Origin of the sequence: Methylobacterium aquaticum (genome assembly GCF_001043915.1) — a bacterium.
In the GTDB taxonomy this organism is placed as follows: Bacteria; Pseudomonadota; Alphaproteobacteria; order Rhizobiales; family Beijerinckiaceae; genus Methylobacterium; species Methylobacterium aquaticum.
Window position 1 is genome coordinate 24,467 of sequence record NZ_LABX01000129.1, and the last position, 20,288, is coordinate 44,754.

Below are 20,288 nucleotides of genomic sequence, written 5' to 3' on the forward strand. Positions count from 1 at the left end.
GGCACGGCAGCCTCCATCGGACGAACCTCCTCTCAGGCGAGAATCTGGCGGGCGATGACGAGCTTCTGGACCTCGGTGGCGCCCTCGTAGATCCGCAGTGCCCGGATCTCGCGGTAGAGCGTCTCCGGCACCGAGCCGGAGCGGACGCCCTCGCCGCCATGGAGCTGCACCGCCCGGTCGATCACCTCTTGCGCGGCTTCCGTCGCCACCATCTTGGCCATCGCGGCCTCGCGGGTGATGCGGGGCGCGCCGGAATCCCGGGTCCAGGCGGCGCGGTAGACGTGCAGCGCTGCCGAGTCGATCGCCGTCGCCATCTCGGCGAGGCTGGTCTGGGTCAGCTGCATCGCGGCGAGCGGCGCCCCGAACAGGTGTCGGGTCTGCGCCCGTGCCAGGGACGCATCGAGGGCGCGACGGGCAAAGCCGAGGGCCGCGGCGCCCACCGTGGCCCGGAACACGTCGAGGGTCGCCATCGCGACCTTGAAGCCCGCGCCCGCCTCGCCGATCCGGTTCTGCGCCGGCACCCGGCAATCCGCGAAGCGCAACCGCGCCAGCGGATGGGGCGCGATGGTGTCGAGCCGTTCCGCCACCGTCAGGCCGGGCGTGTCCGCCGGCACGAGGTAGGCCGAGAGGCCGCGCGCGCCCGGCGCCTCGCCGCTGCGGGCGAAGACGACGTAGTGGTCGGCGATGCCGCCATTCGAGATCCAGGTCTTCTCGCCGTCGAGCCGGACCATCCCGTCGCCGGCCGGCTGCACCGAGAGCGCGATCTGGGCGACGTCCGAGCCGGCCTCCGGCTCGGTCAGCGCGAAGGCGGCGATGCGGCGGCCCGCCCGCACCCCGGGCAGCACCGCCTCGCGCTGGGCCTCCGTGCCGGCGAGCGTCAGCGCTCCCGTGCCGAGGCCCTGCATGGCGAAGGCGAAATCGGCGAGCCCGTCATGGCGGGCGAAGGTCTCGCGCAGCAGGCACAGGGCCCGCACGTCGAAGCGCCCGTCCTCGGGGGCGGCGAAGCGGAGGAAGCCGGCCTCGCCCAACCCCGCGACGAGGCGCCGGCACGAGCCGTCGACATCGTGATGATCGACCAGGGCCGGGACCGTGCGGGCGGCCCAGGCATCGGCCTCGGCCGCGAGGGTGCGGTGGTGCGGTGCGAAGAACGGCCAGTCGAGGAAGCTGCGATCCGGCATCTCAGTTGCCCTCGAAGGCCGGCTTGGTCTTGCCCGCGAACGCCTCGAAGGCGCGGCGGAAATCCTGGGTCTTCATGCAGAGCGCCTGGGCCATCGCCTCGGCGTCGATGGCGGCATCCACCCCCATCGCCCATTCCATGTGCAGCATCCGCTTGGTCAGGCCGTTGGCGTAGGCCGGGCCCTCCACCAGCGCCCGGGTGGTCTCGCGGGCCGCCGCCAGCGCCTCTCCCGCCGGAACCAGCCGGTTGAAGAAGCCCCAGCGCTCGCCCTCCTCGGCGCCCATGAAACGGCCGGTATAGAGAAGCTCGGAGGCCCGGCCCTGGCCGATGATCCGGGGCAGGATCGCGCAGGCGCCCATGTCGCAGCCGGCAAGCCCGACCTTGTTGAACAGGAACGCGACCTTGGCGCCGGCGCCGGCGACGCGCAGGTCGGCCGCCATGGCGATGATCGCCCCGGCGCCCGCGCAGACGCCCTCGACCGCGGCCACGACCGGCTGCGGGCAGGCCCGCATCTCCTTGACGAGATCGCCGGTCATCGACGTGAAGGCGTGGAGATCAGCGGCGCCCATGGTGGTCAGCGGCGCGATGATCTCGAACACGTCGCCGCCGCTCGAAAAGTTGCCGCCGGCCCCGGTGACGACCACCGCCGTCACGCTCTCCTCGAAGCGCAGGGCCCGGAAGGTGTCGCGGAGTTCGGCGTAGCTCTCGAAGGTCAGCGGGTTCTTCTTCTCCGGCCGGTTCAGCGTCACGGTCGCGATGCCGCCGTCGATCGCGAAGCCGAAATGCTGCGGCGTGAACCCGGCGAGCGGGGCCGCGATGGCGTTCTGGCGCCTCATGGTGCCTCCCTGGCGTTTTGGTTTTGGTGGTGTGCCGCCGCCCGGCCGCACCGAAGCCTTGAGGGCGGAGAGCTGGGTCGAGAGCGCCTCCTGCTCGGCGGGAGCGAGGGCGCCGACGAGTTCGGCGATCCAGTCGGCATGCGCCCGCGCCATCGCGGCGAAGACCGTGCGGCCTCTCGGGGTCAGGCGCACCTGCACCGCCCGGCGGTCGGTTTCCGAAACCTGGCGGTCGATCAGCTCCTCCTGCGCCAGCCGCTCGACGAGGCCGGTGACGTTGCCGTTCGAGACCATCATCCGGCGAGACAATTCCCCGAGCTGGATGCCGTCCGGCGCCCGGTCGAGCTGCGCCATCAGGTCGAAGCGGGGCAGGGTGGTGTTGAAATGGTCGCGCAGGCGCCGGCGGATCTCCGCCTCGATGGCGTTGGCGGTGGTGAGCAGGCGCAGCCACAGCCGCAATTCGGTGCGGTGCCCCGGGATCTCCGTGGGGATCTCGACGGCGGCATTCACAGCGCGCCTCCCGCCACCGCGAGGGCCTGGCCGGTGACGGCGCCGGTATCCCGCCCGGCCGCGCCCGCCCGCCCGATGCCGGAGGTGGCGCCGGTGACCGGGGTGGGGCGGGGAGAGAGGCTGGCCATGGATATTTTACCCTTAAAGGATTTCGGCGCCTCTCCCCGCTCGCGGGGAGAGGCTCACGGTGCGGTCTGCCTCACACCGCCACCCGCAGCGGGCTCACCTTGCCCCCCACGGCGAATCCCGCCTTGCCGGCATATCCCCCGACGATCGCTTGGCGCTCGGCGTGGCTGAGCACGTCCTCGATCCGGGAAAATCCTGCCGGCGCCCGCTTCTCGACCTCGTCGATCACCCGCTCCGGTCCGCCCTTGCGATTGAGCATCACGATCTCGGCGGTCTTCGGCCGGCGCTCGGCCTCGTAGGCGTGAAGCGCCTGCATCGGATGCTCGGCCCTCGCGAGGGCATCGCCGAGCGCCCGCGCGTCGAGGATCGCCTGCGAGGCGCCGTTGGACCCGACCGGGTACATCGGATGGGCGGCATCGCCGAGCAGCGTCACCCGGCCATGGGTCCAGCGCGGCAGCGGATCGCGGTCGCACATCGGGTATTCGAAGATCTGCGGCGTCGCCTCGACCAAAGCCGCGAGATCGAAATCCGGCAGGGCGAAGCGCCTTGCGTAAGGAAGCACCTGCGCGCGGTGGGCGGGCCGCGACCAGCTCTCCTTCGGCGGCGGCGAGACCTTGCCGTCCGCCATCTTCACGAACACCACCCAGTTCATGAGCTGGCGTCCACCCTCGGCCTCGGCGATCGGGTAGAGGACGCATTTCGCCCCCATGCCGCCGCCGATCGCCATGGTGCGGCCGTCGCCCCAGGGCGCCGATTCGGTGGCGCCGCGCCACATCAGCACCCCGTCCCAGCGCGGCGGGCCCTCGTCGGGGAAGAATTTTTTGCGCACCACCGAGTGGATGCCGTCGCAGGCGACGAGCACGTCGCCCCGCACGGTGCGGCCGGCATCGCCCCTGAGCGCATCGGTGAAGTGAGCGGTGACCCCGCCCTCGTCCTGGAGGAAGCCGGAGAGCGCCAGCCCGGTCCTCACCGCGTCGGGCCCGAGACGCTCGCGCACCGCCTCGTACAGGACCGCTTGCAGCCGCCCGCGATGGATCGAGAATTGCGGCACCGGATGGCCGGCCTCGATCCCGCGCGGCTCGCGCCAGACCTCCTGGCCCTGGCGGTTGAAATAGGCGAGTTCCCTCGTGCGGATCGCCACCCGGTCGAGGGCCGGCAGCAGGTCCAGCTCGGCCAGTTCGCGGATGGCGTGCGGCAGGGTGTTGATGCCGACCCCGACCTCGCGCACCTCGGACGCCTGTTCGTAGATCGCGGCGCGGATTCCGCGCCGGTGAAGCATCAGGGCAGTGGCGAGGCCGCCGATCCCGGCACCGACGATGATGACGCGCATCGTTCACTCCGCGTCGGGGGGCGGCAAGAAGTCGACCTCGTGCTTGGCCGAGATCGCCACCACGTCGGCCGGATCGGCCTGCGGCCCGAGGTTGTGCAGGGCCCAGAACAGGTCGTAGAGGCGGCGGGCCGGCGAGACCCAGAACAGGCACTTCACGTCGGCATCCGAGCGGTTGAACAGCCCGTGCGGCTGGCCCATCGGCAGGCGGATGGTGTCGCCGGGTCCGGCCACGCTCACCTGCCCGTCGAGTTCGGCGGTGAGCTGCCCTTGCAGGATGTACAGGAACTCGTCTTGCGTCGGATGGATGTGCGGCGGCACGAAGGTGCCCGGCGGAAAGGTCGCGTGCCAGGACAGCGAGTTCTCGGAGAGCTGCTTGGGGATGTAGATCTGGCCGAGGATGTTCCAGCGGACGCCCTCGATGCCTTCACCCGCGGGAGTGATGCCTGCGGTCATCGGTGTCATGGATGAACTCCTTCACGAGACTGGGACGGAGGGCTGCCGCGCATCACCCCCCTTCGCGGCAGAGGGTTGGGCGGCGCCAATCTTTCACACATGAAGGAACCGGTCCTTCACCTCCGGCGTCTGCCGGAGCGCGGCGGTGGTGCCGGTCCAGACCACGCGGCCCTTCTCGATCACCACGTGGCGGTCGGCGAAGCGGGCCAGCGCATCGACGTTCTTGTCGATGACCAGGATCGCCTCGCCCTCGTCCTTGATCGCCCGCAGGCAGGCCCAGATCTCCTCGCGGATCAGCGGGGCGAGCCCCTCCGTCGCCTCGTCGAGGACGACGAGGCGCGGGTTGGTCATCAGCGCCCGGCCGATCGCCAGCATCTGCTGCTCGCCGCCGGAGAGCTGGTCGCCGCCGTTGCGCCGCCGCTCCTTCAGGCGCGGAAACAGCCGGTAGACCGCCTCCAGATTCCACTTGGCGCCACGCCCGCCGCGATGCGTCGCGACCAGGTTCTCCTCGACCGAGAGGGTCGGGAAGACCTGGCGTCCCTCCGGCACCAGCCCGAGGCCCCGCCGGGCGACGAGATGGGACGGGCGCCCGGCCATGTCCTCCCCGTCGATCAGGATCCGGCCGGCCCGGGGCTTGAGCAGGCCGAAGATCGACTTCACCGTGGTGGTCTTGCCCATGCCGTTGCGGCCGAGCAGCGTCACCACCTCGCCCTTGGCGACCGAGAGGTCGATCCCGAACAGGATGCGCGAATCGCCGTAGGCGCTCTCCAATCCCTCGATCGCGAGCATCAGGCCGCCTCCTCCTCGCCGAGATAGGCGGCGCGCACCGCCGGATCGGAACGGACCGCCGCGGGCGCGCCGCTGGCGATGACCCGGCCGTAGACCAGCACGCTCATCCGGTCGGCCAGCGCGAACACCGCCTCCATGTCGTGCTCGATCAGCACGATCGTGTGGGTGGATTTCAGCTCGCGCATCAGCCCGACCAGGATCGCCGATTCCTCCGGGCCGGTGCCGGCGAGCGGCTCGTCGAGGAGGAGCAGGCGGGCCTTCGTCGCGAGCGCCACCGCCAGTTCGAGCTGGCGCTTCTCGCCATGCGACAGGCTGCCGGCCCGCCGCGCGGCACGGTCGGCGAGGCCGACGCGGCCGAGCGCATCCATCGCCTCGGCGTTGAGCCTGGTCTCGGTCGCGGCGGGGCGGAAGAACCGGAAGCTCGAGCCGGAGCGGGCCTGGACCGCGAGCGCCACGTTCTCCAGCACCGAGAACCCGTCGAGGATCGAGGTGATCTGGAACGAGCGGGCGAGCCCCCGGCGCACCCGCGCCACCATCGGCAGGGCGGTGATGTCCTCGCCGGCGAGATGCACCGTGCCGGAATCGCTCCGAAGGCTGCCGGAGAGCTGGTGGATCAGCGTGGTCTTGCCGGCGCCGTTCGGGCCGATGACGGCGTGCAATTCGCCCGCCGCCACGTCGAGGCTGACGTCGTCGGTGACCCGCAGGGCGCCGTAGGATTTGCGCAAGGCGCGAACGGAGAGCAGCGGGGTCATGCGCGCCTCCCGAGCTTCGCCGCCAGCCCGGCGAGGCCGCCGCGGGAGAGGAGCACCACCGCGACCAGCATCAGCCCGAGGCCGAGGCGCCAATGGTCGGAGTAATGCGCCAGCACCTCCTCGAGCGCGATCAGCGCGGCGGCCCCCATCACCGGGCCGATCAGCGTGCCCATGCCGCCGAGCACCACCATGACGATCAGCTCGCCCGAGCGCTGCCAGCTCATGTAGGCGGGCGAGACGAACTCGGCCTGGTTGGCCAGCAGCACCCCGGCGAGGCCGGCGATGGCCCCGGCGATGACGTAGGCGGTGAGCCGGTAGGGCAGGGGGGAGACGCCGATCGCCTGCATCCGCACCGCATTGTCGCGGCTGCCGCGGAGCACCCGGCCGAAGCGCGAGGCGACGACCCGGCGCAAGCCGAGCAGCGCGACCGCCAGCACCGCCAGCACGGCGTAGAACAGGGCGGGATCGCCCTCGATCAGCCGCATCCCGAACAGGGTCGAGCGGCCCGCCAGCGGCAGCCCGTCGTCGCCGCCGTAGGCTGCGAGCGACACCATGAAGAAATACGCCATCTGCCCGAAGGCCAGCGTGATCATGATGAAGTAGACGCCGCGGGTGCGCAAGGAAATCGCCCCGGTGACGAGGGCGAAGAGCGCGCAGACGAGAGCCGCCACCGGCGCCTGGACCGCGAGGTCGCGGATGCCGTGGGCGTCCAGGATGCCGACCGCGTAGGCCCCGAGCCCGATGAAGGCGGCATGGCCGAACGAGACCATCGCGCCGTAGCCGAGCACCAGGTCGAGGGAGAGGGCGGCGAGCCCGAAGATCATCATCCGGGTCGCGATGACGACCAGGAAGGGCAGCCCCGCGGCGTCCGCCGCGACCGGCAGGGCGGCGAGCGCCGCGAGGGCCAGCCCCGCCAGGGCGGCGCCGGGCAGGATGGCCCGGCGGCGGGGCGGCGCGGCGGCCATGCGGGCGACGAGGGTGCTCATCGGCTGCCCCGCGCCGGGAACAGGCCGGAGGGCCGGAAGAACAGGATGGCGGCCATCAGGATGTAGATCAGCATGGGGGCGAGGGTGCGGCCGGTCTGCGAGGCGGCGGAGGCGTCCATGACGCTGCGCAGCAGGATCGGCCCGAAGGTGCGGCCGAGCTGATCGGCGAGGCCGACGAGAAGGCCGGCCACGAAGGCGCCCCGCACCGAGCCGACGCCGCCGATGACGATGACCACGAAGGTCAGGATCAGCACCGAATCGCCCATGCCGGGATCGACCGACAGGATCGGCGCCACCATCGCGCCGGCGAATCCCGCCAGCATGGCGCCGAGGCCGAACACGACCAGGAACAGCCGGCGGATGTCGATGCCGAGCGCCGCCACCATCGGGCCGTTGCTGGCCCCGGCCCGCAGCCGCATGCCGAGGCGGGTGTGGTTGACGAGGAGGTGGAGCCCGAGCGCCGTGGCGAGACCGGCGGCGATGATCGCGACCCGGTAGAGCGGGTAATGCAGGGTGCCGACGAGGTGGAGCGAGCCCGACAGGGCGTCGGGCACCGGCACGCTCATCGGCGCGGCGCCCCAGACGATCCGCACGCCCTCGTTGAGGATCAGGATCAGCCCGAAGGTGGCGAGCACCTGGTCGAGATGGTCGCGCCCGTAGAGGTGGCGGATCACCAGGAGTTCGAGGGCGAGCCCGAAGGCGAGCGTCGCCGGGAGCGCCAGGAGAAGGCCGAGGCCGAAGCTGCCGGTGGCGGCGGTGAGCGTCGCGGCCAGGTACGCGCCGATCATGTAGAGCGCGCCGTGGGCAAGGTTGATGACGTCCATCACCCCGAAGATCAGCGTCAGCCCCGCCGCCACCAGGAACAGCAGGATGCCGAGCTGGACGCCGTTCAGCGCCTGGATCAGGAACAGGTTGAGCATCGGCCCGGCACCCTCCGTCCGTCCATCACTTCATCTTGCACTCGGCGGCGTAGTTGTCCTGATAATTCGAAAAGATCTTTTCGACGATCTGGGTCTCGTACTTGCCGTCCGAACGCTTGGCCGCCTTGACGAGGTAGAAGTCCTGGATCGGGTAGTGGTTGTTGCCGATCTTGAAGTTGCCGCGCAGGGACTGGAACTCGGCGGCCTTGAGGCCGGCCCGCAAGGACTCCTTGTCCTTCAAATCGCCCTTGGCGCGCTTGACCGCGGCGTCGATCATCAGGGCGGCGTCGTAGGCTTGCATGGCGTAGGTGCCGGGCACGCTGCCATACTTCTTCTCGTAGGCCGCCACGAACGCCTTGGATTGCGGCGTGTCGAGATCCGGCGCCCAGTTGGCGCCGCCGAAATAGCCGACGGCCGCGTCCTTCTGGGCCGGCAGGGTGCTCTCGTCGACCGTGAAGGCGGAGAGGAACGGGATCGTGCTCAGGCCCGCCTGCCGGTACTGGCGCACGAGGTTGACGCCCATGCCGCCAGGCATGAAGGCGAAGACCGCGTCGGGCTGGGCCGCCGAGATCTGCGCGAGTTCCGCCGAGAAGTCGAGCTGGCCGAGCGGCGTGAACATCTCGTTCACCACCTCGCCCTTGTAGGAATGCTTGAATCCGGCGAGCGAGTCCTTGCCGGCCTGGTAGTTCGGCGCCAGCAGGACGAGGCGCTTGTAGCCTTTGTTCTGGGCGTACTTGCCCAGAACCTCGTGGACCTGATCGTTCTGGTACGAAGAAACGAACAGGTTCGGGTTGCACTCCGCCCCGGCATAGTTCGAGGTGCCGGCATTGGGCGAGATCAGGAAGGCGCCGCTCTCGGTCACCGGCCGCACCACCGCGCGCAGCACGTTCGAGAAGGTCGGCCCGACCACGAAATCGACCTTGTCGCGCTTGACCAGTTCCCGCGCCTTGTTGGTGGCGACGTCCGGCTTCAGCTCGTCGTCGACGGTCACCACCTCGGCGTCGAGGCCGCCGAGCTTCTTGCCGAGTGCGTCAAGGGCGAGCAGGAACCCGTCGCGGCCCTGCTCGCCGAGCACCGCGGAGGGCCCCGAGAGTGTGAACATCAGCCCGACCCGGACCTTCTCAGGCCCTTGCGCGGCGGCGGGGCCGGCCAGCAGCGTGGCGCATAACAGCGCGGGCGCGAGGGAGCTGGCGTTCCGGATCGGCATCATCCCGAAAATCTCCTGGTCGAGAGCATCGACGGCACTTGTCCGGCGCGCCGCGGTCGAAGTCGAGACGGCGGGCGCGCGAAAGCGGCGCTCTTTCGTCGGATCCCGACGCCGTCCAGCGCGGAATACTTTACGCATGAAATATCGCCTGGCAACCGCCTTTGATGATTTTTCCGTCCTGCCGAATCGGTGTGCAGCGCAGCGAGCACAATGCTGAAAAACAAGCCCTTTTCATCATTGCATTGCAGCAATAGGACGGGCGCCAGCGATCGGGCTGGTTCGTGGGCGGGTTGGCCGTGAGGCCGCCGCGTGCCCTCCTGCGCGACGATATTTCAAGTATAAACTTTCTCCGCCGGGGAGGTCGCTACCCTGAGTCCCCGCCAGGACGACCAGCCGGTCCCTGCGCGGTTCGATCGGTCCGGCTGCGACCAGGCTCCTCGCGAATTCCCCACGCTGCGCAAACAGGGATCGCCCTGCGGCGCAAGGTGCCTGCGGCCGCATCATACCAACGGCCGACGATGCCGACGCATCGATTCGATCTCGGGCAGGCCCGAGATCGACGCGGCCGCTGATCCAATCTCGAATTGTCGATGCCAAGCGCAGATGTCCGGGACCTCGGGCTTGGCGAAAATGCGCGAACGGCACCAAGGGTCGTTTCCAACGACCGCTGGTATCACTCGGGGGCGGAATCGGATTGCCCACGGAGCAGGCATCCTCGGCCCTGACGATCGGCTCCCGTGCTGAAATGCGCGGTGATCTGGCGCTTCATGCGCCAAAGACATTTTTCTTCACCAGGGGCTAACGAAGTGATTTCTATAGCATAGGCACGCCTCGGGCTCACGGGCGTGACTATCGATGCCGGGCAGTCGCATGATGAAGTTGTCGATCAAACACGTCCTGATCGGGACGATCATGACGTTGATGCTGTTCAGCGTGGCGCAGGGCGGCAATGGAATCTTGCGTCTGGTGACGCTGCGGGACGAGATCGTCGATGTCGCCCGGATCCAGATCCCGGCCTCGAACCTGATCAACCAGATCTACGCCGAGACCCAGAGTTACCGCATCCATCTCTATCGCTTCGTCGTGACCTCGACCGACGATGCCGCCTACGATCGCAACGAGCAGGCCCTGATCGACAGCCGCAAGGCCCTGGTCGACCTCCAGGCCCAGTACGCATCGCTGATCTCCGGGCCGGAGGAGCGGACCACGTTCGGGCGTTTCGTCGCCCGGTGGAGCGACTATCTCGAAGACCAGAAGATGGTGACGGGCGCGATGGCGGCGGGCGACCAGGCCACGGCGCTGGCCACGCTGACCGGCCCCGGCATGACCGGCGCCAATGCCGAGGCGACCGCTGCCCTGCGGGCGATCGTGGCGAGGACTGCCGCCGCGGCCCAGGCGAGCGCCGAGCAGAGCAGCGCCAGCGCCGATCGCGGCGTCCTGGCGGCAGGGGTCATGACGGCGCTCGCGCTGGCGGCGGCGATCGGCGCCGCGATCTTCAGCCTCCTCGGCATCGCCCGCCCGATCGCCCGCATGACCGCCGCGATGGGCCGGCTTGCCGGCCACGACCTCACGGTGGCGATCCCGGGGACCGGCCGGCGCGACGAGATCGGCGCGATGGCGGCGGCCGTGCAGGTGTTCAAGGATGGGCTGATCCGCGCCCGGGCGCTGGAGGAGGAGACGGCTTTGGCCCGTGCCTCGGCGGATGAGCAGCGCCGCGCCGGCATGCGCCAGATGGCGGATGCCTTCGAGGCGGCGGTCGGCGGCATCGTCGGCCAGGTCTCGGCCTCCGCCACCCAACTCCAGGCGACCGCCCAGATCATGACGGCGACCGCCACCCAGACCGCCACCCAGTCCACCGCCGTGGCGGCGGCGGCCGAGGAGGCGTCCTCGAATGTCGGCACCGTAGCGGCAGCCGCCGAGGAACTCGGCGCCTCGGTGAGCGAGATCGGCCGACAGGTCGACGGCTCGGCGCGGCTCGCGCAGGCCGCCGTCGCGGAAGCCGGCCAGACCGCCCGGCAGGTCCGGGCGCTGACCGAGGCCACCGCCCGCATCGGCGACGTGGTCGGACTGATCTCATCGATCGCCGCTCAGACCAACCTGCTGGCCCTCAACGCCACCATCGAGGCGGCCCGGGCCGGAGCGGCGGGCCGCGGCTTCGCCGTGGTGGCGGCGGAAGTGAAGGAACTCGCCGGCCAGACCGCGAAGGCGACCGAGGAGATCACGAGCCAGATCGCGGCGATCCAGGCCTCCACGGGCCACGCGGCCGGTGCGATCGGCCAGATCACCGCGCGGATCGAGCAGATCAGCGAGGTCGCCACCTCGATCGCGGCAGCGGTTGAGGAGCAGGGGGCGGCGACCCAGGAGATCGTCCGCAACGTCTCTCAGGCGGCCCAGGGCACCAGCGAGGTGACGGATACCATCGCCGGAGTGGCGGGCGCCGCGGAGGAGACCGGCGCTGCGGCGAGCCAGGTGCTGGGAGCGGCGAGCGCGCTGTCGCGTCAGTCCGAGCATCTCGCGGCCGAGGTGGCGCGCTTCCTCGTGACGGTGCGGGCGGCCTGACCGCCTGTTCGCGCGGCTTCATCAACCCACGTTCTCAACATCGGAGATCCGACCCACGCAACCTCATCCTGAGGCGTTGGCCGATCGATGATCGCCGGCATCTCAGGATGAGGTCGCGAATGGGATACACGCGAATGGGATACAACCGCACACGCGCGCGAAGTCGGTTCTCACGCTCAGACCAGGTCTGAGCACGACCCGCCGGCGGCTCCGACACCTAAGCAGATTTCGCCGAACCGGTGACCACTTCGGCGAAATCTGCTTAGGACCATCACGGCCAGACAGGCGCACCCTCCAGCCCCGTCCCCTCCGGCAGGCAGCAGATCAGGTTCGCGTTCTGCACCGCCTGGCCGGCCGCGCCCTTGCCGAGATTGTCGACCACGCCCATCGCCATCACCAGGTTGCGCCCGGGATCGGCGGCGTAGCTGACGAAGGCGAGGTTCGAGCCGGTCGCCCATTTGGTCTGCGGCGGCGCGTCGGTCACGCGGATGAAGGCCCGCCCGGCATAGAAGCGCCGGGCCGCCGCCAGGCACTGGGCCGTGGTGGCGCGGCCGCGGCAGTAAATTGTGGCCAGCAGCCCGCGGGTCATCGGCACCAGATGCGGCGTGAAGACGAGGCCGGCCGCGCTGCCGCCGCTCAGCTGCTCGATCGTCCCGGCGATCTCGGGCATGTGGACGTGCTGGAGCAGGCCGTAGGGCACCAGGTTCTCGTTGCTCTCGGCATAGCCGAACCGGCTGTCGCCGCCGCCCCGGCCGGCGCCCGAGATGCCGGTCTTGCCGTCGATCACGATGTGGCCCGGCTCGATCAGCCCTTCGGCCAGGAGCGGCGCCAGGGCGGTCAGCGCCGCCGCCGGGAAGCAGCCGGGATTGGCGATCCGGCTCCGGCCGACGATCCGGTCCGGCCAGATATCGGCGAGGCCGTAGGTCCAGCCCTCGGCATAGCGGTGGTCGCCGCCGAGATCGACGATCTTCACCTCCGGCGGGACGCGCGCCAACGCCGCGGCCGAGGTGCCGGTGGGCAGCGACGCTAACAGCACGTCGAGCGGCGGCAGCGATTCAGGGACCCACCTCTCGATCACGAGGTCGGCCAGCCGGGGCGCCACGCCGGGGAACCGGTCTACCAGACGGCGGCCGGCGCTGCCGTCGCCCGCGGCATAGACCAGATCGAAAGAGGGGTGGCCGGCGATCAGGCGCAATGCCTCGCCGCCGCCGAAGCCGCTGATCCCGACGATGCCGACGCGCAGGCTCATGGGTGTGGTGTCCTTTTTTCGGAAGGCAGGCAAAAGAAAACCCCCGGAGCCGGTGGCTGCGGGGGCTGTTTCGGAGATGCGGGCCGGGCGGCTTCCGGGCCGGACGGACGTGACGCCGTCACCCCGCGGAAGGACGCTGATCGACGCGCAGCCGCACGGCCGCCGCTGGCAGGCGGCGTCGGCGTCGATCGCACAGGGTCCGGTTTCCGATCATCGCTCTCGACCTTGTCGCCCCCCGCCTTCACCGTCAAGCGGATCGTCGACCGGCCCGCGGCTTTCGCGACGGCCGGCTATTTTGCCATCAGCCCGCCCAGGTCGAGATCCGACTCGGTGAACCGGTACGAGATCTGCGCGAAGGCGCCGTAGCGCTCGCTGACGAACTTGGCCGGCTGGGCCAGGGCGGGGAGCTGCGCCGTTCCGTCCTGCCGGTCGACCGTCATGCGCCAGGTGCGGGCGCCGACGCCGATGCTGATCTTCGAGGTGAGATCGTAGGCGATCATGCCTTGCAGGAAGTAGCCGCTGCCGGTGCCGTGCTCGGCTTGCGGAGTGATGTCCGGCCGCAGCCAGTGCCGGCCGTAGCCGTCGAGGCCGACGACCGGGAGATAGGCGCCCTCCAGGGACAGCGTGAACCGGTCGAAGCGGGCCTCGCCAACGAGGCCGACGCGCAACGCAGTCCAGTGGTTATCCTGGCTCGCCACCACGACGCTGTTCGGCACGCCGCCGGCGCCGATGACCGGGTTCGCCGCCGTCTGGACCAGCCCGGCCGCATTGACCCGCTCGATCGCCGATTGGTAGCCGACGAAGGCGCCGAGCCGGAACGTGTCGGTGCGCAGGACATGGTAGCCGGCATCCACGGCCGAGATCACGACGCCGCCGTCCCGGATCCGCGACAGCGTGTTCGAGGGAGCGTTGCCGCGCAGGCCCGGCGGATCGTCCTCGTTGGTGACCCGCCCGCCGGAGGTGACGAAGCCCGAGCCGAGGAAGCCCTTGGCGAACAGGCCGGTCGGGTTGTGGTCGAGGCGGGCGAAGGTCTCGGTGGAATGGGCCGCCACGTCGCGATAGCTCAGGCGCGAGGCCATCGGCTCGTTGCCCGGCCGATAGAGCGCCTTGCTGAAGCTCCCCGAATTGTAGACGTAGCGGTTGCCGATCTCGAAGTCCCAGGTCTGCGCGACCGGCGGGACGTAGGGGACCGGGTCGATCAGCGCCTTCCCGACATCGACGAACGGGCCGATGACCGGCAGGCCGCGGTCGAAGCGGTAGTTGAGCCCGATCCGGCCGAGGACGCCGCTCGTCTCGACGCGGGTGCCGGCGGCCACGCCGGGCCGCAAGCCGCTCGCATCCCCGGCAAGGACGGTGCGGGCGCCGAGATCGTAGTACAGCGCCTCGCCCTTGATCGAGAGATGCGGGCTGATGGCGTATTCCACGCCGCCGCCGGCCACCCAGCCGACCCGCAAGGCGCTCTTCCGGGCGTCGAAATCGGGCCGGTTCACGCGCTCGCCGAAGGCGCCGCCATCCGCCGTCGTGGCGGTGTCGAGGCGCACGCTGCCGAAGGCGACGCCGCCGGTCCCGTAGATGAAGACGCGGTCGAAGGCGTAGCCGATCTTGCCCCGGGCCGTGCCGAGCCAGTCCAGGCGCTGACCGGCCTGGTAGACGCCGCCCGGATAGACGGCGCCGGGCTGGCCCGCTTGCGCGAAGGCCCCAGTCCGGACGCCGTAGGAGCGGATCGGCGTGAACTGGTAATCGCCCGCCGCGCCGACGACGAGGCTCGGCCCCGGCGAGAGCTGGTAGGTGTAGCCGACCTCGCTGCCGGCGACGACATCGTCGGCCTTGGGCGAGAACGCCGATCGCACCGGGCATTGCAGGCCGTTCGTGCGGCCATCGGCGCCGATGCAGGCGGGGCTCGTCCGGTTGTCGAGACGGCCATAGCCGGTGAAGAGGCCGCTATAGATCCCGGTCCAGGTGAACACGGGCAGGCTCGGATCAGGCAGGGCCGCCCGGCGGGTCAGATCCGCCGCGAGGGCGTCGGCGGCGAAGCCGGCCAGGGGGATCAGGGTGAGCAGGATGCGCGTCGTGGGCCCCGGCAGGGTTGGTCTCACGGCTCGCCCGACGGCGCGCGCGCGCCGCCCGTCACCTGCCGGCCGCTGCCCCGGCTCGCCTGACGCACAGGGAGGCACAGATTTGCGAGCGTGGCGGGAAAACGCATTCGACGGCATGGCTTTGCACACATTGTCCCGGATTGTCCCGCGTGGGCCTCGCACTCTCCCATCTTTTCGTCAGCGCTCTCTTAATCCTGATCGATTGACGGAGGGGCAGTCCGATACGACTGGCACGGCGGCCGCGCGCCGCGGCGTTCACGGGACGGTGGGCCTTCGCGGCCGGATCGTGGTCACCCGGCCCGGCCGGCCGCCGGGAACCAGGCCGACAGGGTCTCCAGCACCGCCGCGACCGTCGCGGGATGGTCCATCAGCCGGGTGTGATGGGCCGGCACCGTGCACGAGCGCTCGCCGGCCCCGAGCCCCGCGCGCGCCACGCTGACCAGCCCGTCATGAGGCCGGGGGATCCGGCTGCGGAAGAACGGGATGAGCGCCCGCGTGCCCGCCACGACTGCCATCGGGCAGTGTGGCACGGGAATCGCCGCGGAGGCATCGGTGCGCAGATCGCGGAGCGCCGGGCCGAACACCACCCGGCCGAGGCGGGAGGCCGACACGCAGTCGGCTGCCTCGCTGCCGCGGTTCGGCGTGCCGAGCATCACGAGGCCGGCCGCCAGGGCCGGATCCGGTGCCGCCAGGTGCCGGGCGACGAGGCCGCCCATGGAATGCCCGACGAGGACGATCGGGCCGCCGGCCCGCTGCCGGATCGCCGAGACGGTGGGACGCAGATGTGCAGCGCAGGCCGCGATGCCGAGGCGGCGCGACGGGTAATCCAGGGTCTCGACACGGTAACCCGCCGCCGTGAGGCGTGACGCCAGTCGCGCCATGCTGCGGCGGGTGCGTCCCAGGCCGTGCAACAGCACGACGATCCCGTGTGCCTCGGGCATGGTCTCTGGTCGGGGCTGCCGCCGGCCGGCCTTCGTCATCGCAAGGGGAGGGGAGTGGTGGGCGCACTAGGGCTCGAACCTAGGACCCGCTGATTAAGAGTCAGCTGCTCTACCAACTGAGCTATGCGCCCATCGCCCGGAGGCGAAAGGGGAACGGCCACCAACCGTTCCTGATGGGTCGGGTGCTCCTGGGAGCATCCGGATCAAGTTACCGCAAGAGTAACCTGGCTTTGTGTGGTGGGCGCACTAGGGCTCGAACCTAGGACCCGCTGATTAAGAGTCAGCTGCTCTACCAACTGAGCTATGCGCCCGCTCTCACAAGAGCGCGTCCGGGGAAGCCACCAAACCGCCCCGGCGGTGAGGGTCGTTTAATGGGACGGCGGGGGGCTGTCCAGTCCCGATCCCGCCGCCCCGTCGATTTTTTGCCGGCTGGCCCCTGACTCTGCTGGGATGGTCCCCCGGCCCAGGTTACTCGGCGGCGGCGTGCTGGGCGTGCAGGCGACTGGCGCCGGCCATCAGCTTGTTCAGCGCGGCGAGGTAGGCCTTCGCCGAGGCGACCAGGGTGTCCGGGTCGGCGCCGCGGGCGGTGACGATCCGGTCGTCCTGGCGCAGGCGCACCGAGACCTCGGCCTGGGCGTCGGTGCCCTCGGTGACGGCGTGGACGTCGTAGAGCTCCAGGGCGGCCTCGTGCGGCACCAGGGCCTTGATGGCGTTGAACACCGCATCGACCGGGCCGTTGCCGTCCGTCTCCTCGGTGACGGTGCGGCCGTCGATGTCGAGCCGCAGCGTCGCCCGCTGCGGGCCGCGGGTGCCGGCGATCACCGTCAGGGAGACGAGCCGGATGCGGTCATGGGCGGTGGCCAGGTTCTCGTCGACCAGGGCCTCGATGTCCTCGTCGTAGACGTGCTTCTTGCGATCGGCCAGCGCCTTGAACCGCTCGAAGGCGTCCTGGAACTGGTTGTCGGACAGCCGGTAGCCCATGTCATCGAGCTTCGAGCGGAAGGCGGCCCGGCCCGAATGCTTGCCCATCACCAGCGAGGTCTTGTGCACGCCGACCGATTCCGGCGTCATGATCTCGTAGGTGGTCTGGTTCTTCAGCATCCCGTCCTGGTGGATGCCGCTCTCGTGGGCGAAGGCGTTCCGGCCGACGATCGCCTTGTTGTACTGCACCGGGAAGTGAGTGGCGCCGGCTACCAGCTTCGAGGCGCGCACGAGCTGGGTGGTGTCGATGGAGGTCTCGTAGGGCAGCACGTCGGCGCGGGTCTTGATCGCCATCACGATCTCCTCCAGCGCGGCATTGCCGGCCCGCTCGCCGATGCCGTTGATGGTGCACTCGATCTGGCGCGCGCCGCCCTCGAGGCCGGCGAGCGAGTTGGCCACCGCCAACCCCAGGTCGTTGTGGCAATGGACCGAGAACACCGCCTTGTCGGAATTCGGCACCCGCTCGCGCACGCTGCGGAACATCGCCCGGTACTCGTCAGGCGTGGCGTAGCCGACCGTGTCGGGCAGGTTGATGGTGGTGGCGCCGACCCGGATCGCCGCCTCGACGCAGCGGCACAGATAGTCGATCGGCGTGCGGGTCGCGTCCATCGCCGACCACTCGACGTCCTCGACGAGGTCGCGGGCCTGGGCGACGGTCTTCAGGATGATCTCCAGGACCTCGTCCTCGGTCTTGCGCATCTGGTGGGCCAGATGGATCGGTGAGGTCGACACGAAGGTGTGGATGCGCCCGCGGCGGGCGAACTTCACCGCCTCGCCGGCCCGGACGATGTCGGCGGGAATCGCGCGGGCGAGGCCGGCGATCACCGCCGACTTGGACCGGCGTGCGATCTCCGCCACCGCCTCGAAATCGCCGTTGGAGGCGATCGGGAAGCCGGCCTCGATGATGTCGACGCCCATCGCATCGAGCATCTCGGCCACCGCCAGCTTCTCCTCCAGCGTCATGGTGGCGCCGGGGCATTGCTCGCCATCGCGCAGGGTGGTGTCGAAGATCAGTACGCGCTCGGCGGCGGTCGTGGTGCGGCTAGCCTGGTCGGTCATGGTCGGGAATCCTGGTTCGCCCGGGATCAGGGGTCGCGCGGGCGCGCAATCGGAAACGGTGTCTTGGTCCTCGATCCCCCAAGGGCCCAGGCGCACGCCCGGACGGCCCTCAGGGGCTGATAAGGAGAAGAAGGCCGCCGAGGAGGAGCGCGCGCGCCCGCGCCGCCGAAAGGGCGGTCGTCGGAAGCGTCAGCGGGGAGCCGGCATGAGCCACGGCTCGCGTCTCCTGAAGGGTGCTGGACCCGGGGCGAGGGTGGCCTGTGTACCGGCCCGGAGGATCGATGACAAGGGCATGGTGACGCGGGAGCGATGACGATCCGCAGCCAGGCCCCTGCATCGTCTCGCGATTGACCGTCCCGTCCATGCTTGCGACAAGCTCGGCCTTACGTGCTCATCAAGGTGGAGCCTTCCCGTGTCGTCCTGGAAGCCTGGGCTCGCCCTCGCGGCCCTCCTCGCCCTCGCCGCCTGCCAGTCGAAGCCGGCCGTGCCGCCGCCCGCCGCCCTCGGCCCGGTCGCCGCGCTGCCCGCCGGGGCTCTCCCCGCCGGCACCGGCTGCGGCCCCGCCATCGCCCGCACGCAAGGGATCGTCGACAGCGACGTCGCCACCGGCAACCTCAACGCTCCGGTCGGCAAGCGCTTCTCGGCCGATCTCGCCAATGCCTCCGCCGCCTGCGCGGCCGGCCGCGAGGGTGAGGCCCTGCACCTGCTGGCCGCCGCCAAGTCGCGCTACGGCTACCCGTAGGAGGTCAAGCCAGCGTCGCCCGCGATGCCTGCTCCAGGTCGGCGATCAGGTCGTCGGCCTCCTCCAGGCCGGCATTGAAGCGAAACATCGCGCCGTTCGGCAGAGATCTCTTGGAGAGACCGGCCGGATCGCGGCGCGGATGGACCGGCAGCACCAGCGAGACGTGGCCGCCCCAGCTCTCGGCCACGCGGAACATCAGCAGCGCATCGACGAAGGCGTGGACCCGCTCTGTCGGAAGGCTTTCGTCGAACACCACCGTGAACAGGCTGTTGCCGGCGCCGAAATACTGCCGGAAGCGGGCATGGTACGGGCTTGCCGCCCGGGCCGGGTTCAGGATGTCGGCGGTGAAGGGCTTGTCCTCGAACCACCGCATCAGCGCAGCGGCGGTGGCGGCGTGCCGCTCCAGGCGGGTGTCCGCACTGTCGACCCGGTGGAACAGGCGGGCGCAGGTCTGCGGCGAGACCGCGCCGGTCCCGCTGATCCGCACCTGACGCCGCAGGCGGGCGATGTCGGCCTCGTCGCGCGCCACCACGATGCCGCTCGGCGTGTCGCCGTAGCCGCCCTCGTATTTCGTCGTCGCCTGGATCGCCACGCCGATGCCATGGTCGAGGGGCCGGAAGCGGACGTGGCTCGCCCAGGTGTTGTCCATCACCGTGCGGATCCCGGCCCGCTTCGCCGCCGCGACGATGCCGGCGATGTCCGGGATCTCGAAGGTGCCGCTTGCCGGCGCCTCGAGGTAGATCATTGTCTCGGCGGGCGCGACGCGCGTCCCGGCCTCGCGGATCAGGGCATCGACCTCCGCGCCCGAGGCGCCGGCCGGATAGATCAGGAGCGCGGCGCGCCCGGTCTCGGACAGGTAGCGCCAGGCCGGAGAATAGATCCCGTCCGGGATCAGCACGGCCTTCGGGGCGAAGGCATCGATGACGGTGGCGATCGCCGCCAGGCCGGAGGCGCAGACGATCGCGCCGGCACCGCCATGCAGGTGGGTGAACTTGGTGCACACCGCCTCCGCCTCCGGCGACAGGACGACGCCGTATTCGGCGCCGCCATAGGGCGCGCGGCCGGTCGCGTCGGCCGCCGCGTACTCGCCGAGCGTCTCGAAGCCGACGCTGCTCTGGCCGAGGGAGCCGAGATCCGAGAAGGCGCGAGCCTCCCCGAGGCCGCTCGGGTTGAGGTGGCCGCAGCAGGCCATGAGGTCGACGATCGGCGCGTGGATGCGCTGCGTCTCCGCTCCGCATCCGGCCAGGAAGCCGGCACGCCGCTCAGTCTTGGTGCCGGCCTCGGCGGGAGAGGGGGGCGGGCGGGGAGTGAGGCACGGCGGCGGTTCCTTCGGGAGCGGGTGGTGTGCCGTATAGGCCGGTCCCGCCCGGCTCGCCACGCCGCCGCGGGTGGAGCGATGCCCGCTCGGAACGTCCGGCGCCGCCGGCGGTTCGGGTCTCCGACGGGGCGGGGTCACGGTGGTGAGCGCCCGCGACGGTGCCCCGCGCGCGCCGTCGCTCCTCTGGGACAATTCCGCCGGACCGAAGCCCGAAGGGCGGGGGCGATGCCGGTCCTCGGGCGTTTCATGACGGATACAGG

Annotated in this window: 17 protein-coding genes, 2 tRNA genes and 1 pseudogene; 2 read left to right on the plus strand and 18 right to left on the minus strand. The window is 70.5% G+C overall.

Annotated elements, in window-relative coordinates; translation table 11 throughout:
- Positions 1-32: 32 nt before the first annotated feature.
- The 11 genes and pseudogenes from VP06_RS16810 to VP06_RS16850 all read right to left on the minus strand — a co-directional run bounded on the left by VP06_RS16810 (position 33) and on the right by VP06_RS16850 (position 9,086).
- Positions 33-1,178, minus strand: a complete 1,146-nt coding sequence (locus VP06_RS16810; protein ID WP_048464931.1) for an acyl-CoA dehydrogenase family protein — start codon at positions 1,176-1,178, stop codon at positions 33-35.
- 1 nt (position 1,179) lies between these two features.
- Positions 1,180-2,013: an enoyl-CoA hydratase family protein gene (locus VP06_RS37245; protein WP_048464956.1), complete on the minus strand. Its 834-nt coding sequence runs from the start codon at positions 2,011-2,013 to the stop codon at positions 1,180-1,182.
- 207 nt (positions 2,014-2,220) lie between these two features.
- Positions 2,221-2,520, minus strand: a pseudogene (locus VP06_RS37250) (MarR family winged helix-turn-helix transcriptional regulator); the annotation flags it as partial.
- Positions 2,517-2,648, minus strand: coding sequence for a hypothetical protein (locus VP06_RS38620; RefSeq protein ID WP_280950224.1), 132 nt, complete (start codon positions 2,646-2,648; stop codon positions 2,517-2,519). The pseudogene VP06_RS37250 and the gene VP06_RS38620, both read right to left, overlap by 4 nt.
- Before the next feature lie 71 nt (positions 2,649-2,719).
- On the minus strand, positions 2,720-3,976 hold the full coding sequence (locus tag VP06_RS16820; protein ID WP_048464932.1) for a flavin-dependent oxidoreductase: 1,257 nt from the start codon (positions 3,974-3,976) through the stop codon (positions 2,720-2,722).
- Positions 3,977-3,979: 3 nt separating this feature from the next.
- Positions 3,980-4,438 (minus strand): cupin domain-containing protein, encoded by a 459-nt coding sequence (locus VP06_RS16825; protein WP_048464933.1) that lies wholly within the window; start codon positions 4,436-4,438, stop codon positions 3,980-3,982.
- 84 nt (positions 4,439-4,522) lie between these two features.
- A complete protein-coding gene (locus VP06_RS16830) occupies positions 4,523-5,218 on the minus strand; it encodes an ABC transporter ATP-binding protein (protein WP_048464934.1) in 696 nt (231 codons plus the stop codon).
- Entirely contained in the window at positions 5,218-5,970 is a 753-nt protein-coding gene (locus VP06_RS16835; protein WP_048464935.1) for an ABC transporter ATP-binding protein, read from the minus strand. Before VP06_RS16835 ends, VP06_RS16830 begins: the two co-directional genes overlap by 1 nt.
- Positions 5,967-6,956, minus strand: a complete 990-nt coding sequence (locus VP06_RS16840; protein WP_053081862.1) for a branched-chain amino acid ABC transporter permease — start codon at positions 6,954-6,956, stop codon at positions 5,967-5,969. The genes VP06_RS16835 and VP06_RS16840 overlap by 4 nt, the downstream gene beginning before the upstream one ends.
- The gene (locus tag VP06_RS16845) at positions 6,953-7,876 is read right to left on the minus strand and encodes a branched-chain amino acid ABC transporter permease (protein WP_048464936.1); all 924 of its coding nucleotides are present in this window, start codon (positions 7,874-7,876) and stop codon (positions 6,953-6,955) included. The genes VP06_RS16840 and VP06_RS16845 overlap by 4 nt, the downstream gene beginning before the upstream one ends.
- Positions 7,877-7,901: 25 nt before the next feature.
- A complete protein-coding gene (locus VP06_RS16850) occupies positions 7,902-9,086 on the minus strand; it encodes an ABC transporter substrate-binding protein (RefSeq protein ID WP_048464937.1) in 1,185 nt (394 codons plus the stop codon).
- A gap of 870 nt (positions 9,087-9,956) precedes the next feature.
- Between VP06_RS16850 and VP06_RS16855 the strand changes: the two genes are divergently transcribed.
- A complete protein-coding gene (locus tag VP06_RS16855) occupies positions 9,957-11,642 on the plus strand; it encodes a methyl-accepting chemotaxis protein (RefSeq protein ID WP_048464958.1) in 1,686 nt (561 codons plus the stop codon).
- Positions 11,643-11,913: 271 nt separating this feature from the next.
- Here VP06_RS16855 and argC read toward each other — a convergent pair whose 3' ends face one another.
- The 6 genes from argC to VP06_RS16885 form a co-directional block, all read right to left on the minus strand.
- A complete protein-coding gene (argC, locus tag VP06_RS16860) occupies positions 11,914-12,891 on the minus strand; it encodes an N-acetyl-gamma-glutamyl-phosphate reductase (protein ID WP_048464938.1) in 978 nt (325 codons plus the stop codon).
- Positions 12,892-13,181: 290 nt separating this feature from the next.
- Positions 13,182-14,987 (minus strand): outer membrane protein, encoded by a 1,806-nt coding sequence (locus VP06_RS16865; protein WP_245291210.1) that lies wholly within the window; start codon positions 14,985-14,987, stop codon positions 13,182-13,184.
- Between the two features lie 290 nt (positions 14,988-15,277).
- The gene (locus VP06_RS16870) at positions 15,278-15,928 is read right to left on the minus strand and encodes an alpha/beta fold hydrolase (protein ID WP_048464939.1); all 651 of its coding nucleotides are present in this window, start codon (positions 15,926-15,928) and stop codon (positions 15,278-15,280) included.
- Positions 15,929-15,983: 55 nt separating this feature from the next.
- Positions 15,984-16,059 (minus strand) — tRNA-Lys (locus VP06_RS16875).
- A 104-nt stretch (positions 16,060-16,163) separates the two neighbouring features.
- Positions 16,164-16,239: transfer RNA gene (locus VP06_RS16880), tRNA-Lys, on the minus strand.
- A gap of 157 nt (positions 16,240-16,396) precedes the next feature.
- Positions 16,397-17,968 carry a 2-isopropylmalate synthase gene (locus VP06_RS16885; RefSeq protein WP_048464940.1) on the minus strand — a complete coding sequence of 524 codons (1,572 nt, stop codon included), beginning with the start codon at positions 17,966-17,968 and terminating at the stop codon, positions 16,397-16,399.
- Between the two features lie 412 nt (positions 17,969-18,380).
- Here VP06_RS16885 and VP06_RS16890 point away from each other — a divergent pair, with 412 nt between their 5' ends.
- A complete protein-coding gene (locus VP06_RS16890) occupies positions 18,381-18,710 on the plus strand; it encodes a hypothetical protein (protein ID WP_048464941.1) in 330 nt (109 codons plus the stop codon).
- A 4-nt stretch (positions 18,711-18,714) separates the two neighbouring features.
- Here the strand turns inward: VP06_RS16890 and VP06_RS16895 are convergent, their stop codons facing one another.
- A complete protein-coding gene (locus VP06_RS16895) occupies positions 18,715-20,166 on the minus strand; it encodes a trans-sulfuration enzyme family protein (RefSeq protein ID WP_197093221.1) in 1,452 nt (483 codons plus the stop codon).
- Positions 20,167-20,288 lie beyond the last annotated feature (122 nt).

Excerpts from the sequence above, each read along its gene's own strand:
- VP06_RS16830 (WP_048464934.1), bottom strand. The coding sequence starts at position 5,218 with ATGCTCGCGATCGAGGGATTGGAGAGCGCCTACGGCGATTCGCGCATC.
- VP06_RS38620 (WP_280950224.1), bottom strand. The coding sequence starts at position 2,648 with ATGGCCAGCCTCTCTCCCCGCCCCACCCCGGTCACCGGCGCCACCTCC.
- argC (WP_048464938.1), bottom strand. The coding sequence starts at position 12,891 with ATGAGCCTGCGCGTCGGCATCGTCGGGATCAGCGGCTTCGGCGGCGGC.
- VP06_RS16835 (WP_048464935.1), bottom strand. The coding sequence starts at position 5,970 with ATGACCCCGCTGCTCTCCGTTCGCGCCTTGCGCAAATCCTACGGCGCC.
- VP06_RS16820 (WP_048464932.1), bottom strand. The coding sequence starts at position 3,976 with ATGCGCGTCATCATCGTCGGTGCCGGGATCGGCGGCCTCGCCACTGCC.
- VP06_RS16845 (WP_048464936.1), bottom strand. The coding sequence starts at position 7,876 with ATGCTCAACCTGTTCCTGATCCAGGCGCTGAACGGCGTCCAGCTCGGC.
- VP06_RS16870 (WP_048464939.1), bottom strand. The coding sequence starts at position 15,928 with ATGCCCGAGGCACACGGGATCGTCGTGCTGTTGCACGGCCTGGGACGC.
- VP06_RS16810 (WP_048464931.1), bottom strand. The coding sequence starts at position 1,178 with ATGCCGGATCGCAGCTTCCTCGACTGGCCGTTCTTCGCACCGCACCAC.
- VP06_RS16855 (WP_048464958.1), top strand. The coding sequence starts at position 9,957 with ATGAAGTTGTCGATCAAACACGTCCTGATCGGGACGATCATGACGTTG.
- VP06_RS16825 (WP_048464933.1), bottom strand. The coding sequence starts at position 4,438 with ATGACACCGATGACCGCAGGCATCACTCCCGCGGGTGAAGGCATCGAG.
- VP06_RS37245 (WP_048464956.1), bottom strand. The coding sequence starts at position 2,013 with ATGAGGCGCCAGAACGCCATCGCGGCCCCGCTCGCCGGGTTCACGCCG.
- VP06_RS16850 (WP_048464937.1), bottom strand. The coding sequence starts at position 9,086 with ATGATGCCGATCCGGAACGCCAGCTCCCTCGCGCCCGCGCTGTTATGC.
- VP06_RS16885 (WP_048464940.1), bottom strand. The coding sequence starts at position 17,968 with ATGACCGACCAGGCTAGCCGCACCACGACCGCCGCCGAGCGCGTACTG.
- VP06_RS16840 (WP_053081862.1), bottom strand. The coding sequence starts at position 6,956 with ATGAGCACCCTCGTCGCCCGCATGGCCGCCGCGCCGCCCCGCCGCCGG.